This is a genomic window from Oceaniferula flava (genome assembly GCF_016811075.1).
Lineage (GTDB): Bacteria > Verrucomicrobiota > Verrucomicrobiia > Verrucomicrobiales > Akkermansiaceae > Oceaniferula > Oceaniferula flava.
The window spans coordinates 1-644 of the sequence record NZ_JAFBGL010000038.1 but is presented as its reverse complement, the minus strand read 5'-3'; the positions used below and the strand labels follow the sequence as shown (position 1 = coordinate 644).

General features: G+C 40.1%; 1 protein-coding gene. It reads right to left on the bottom strand.

All coding sequences use genetic code 11. From position 1 onward, the window contains the following. Nucleotides 1-69: 69 nt before the first annotated feature. The gene (locus tag JO972_RS16745) at nucleotides 70-246 is read right to left on the bottom strand and encodes a hypothetical protein (RefSeq protein WP_309491236.1); all 177 of its coding nucleotides are present in this window, start codon (nucleotides 244-246) and stop codon (nucleotides 70-72) included. Nucleotides 247-644: the final 398 nt, after the last annotated feature.

Here is a 644-nt window from a genome sequence, read left to right as displayed (position 1 = left end):
ACCGGATACCGTCCCTAGTCTGAGAAACATTCTACACGCATGGGACATTCTACATATTCGACCATTGATTTATCGGCGGCCGAATTTTACGTTCGGTAATAATAAGATGATCAGCACAGTAATTAATCCTTTTCCAACACTCTTTGCAGTAGTGGTTTTGGCATCTGTTCTCGGAGTGATATTCTCATTGATCACTAAACGCATCATCGTTTCATCTATTATAGCATCTTTGATTTCCTTGGTCATACCGCTGATATCGATGAAGTATGTTCATTTTCCATACTCCGCGATTATTGACGATTTGATATATGAACCATTACTAGGATTTGGAACCCATTGGAGCCCAGTGGAATTTATAATGGCTATTGTAGGGTATTTTGTTCTTCCTTATACCATCACTAAAATATTCATCTGGTTCCGTATAGCGAAAGAAAAATAAAAAACCGAACAAGGCGCTTCATCCGACGCGATACCGTTCGTTGTCCGATGAATTTGTAGAGCTAAAAACGTTAATGATGCGAAACTGTTTTACACGGCGCGGTTGAGATCTACGTTAGGCAATAATAATGAAATCCAGAATCGGGCTACCAATATTTCTGCTTTGTGCGGGTTTCTTAATGTTCTTCGTGCCCTCCTTGGTGGAA

What these genes read in the sequence shown, in the direction of transcription:
- JO972_RS16745 (WP_309491236.1), bottom strand. Translation starts at nt 246, where the DNA reads ATGACCAAGGAAATCAAAGATGCTATAATAGATGAAACGATGATGCGT.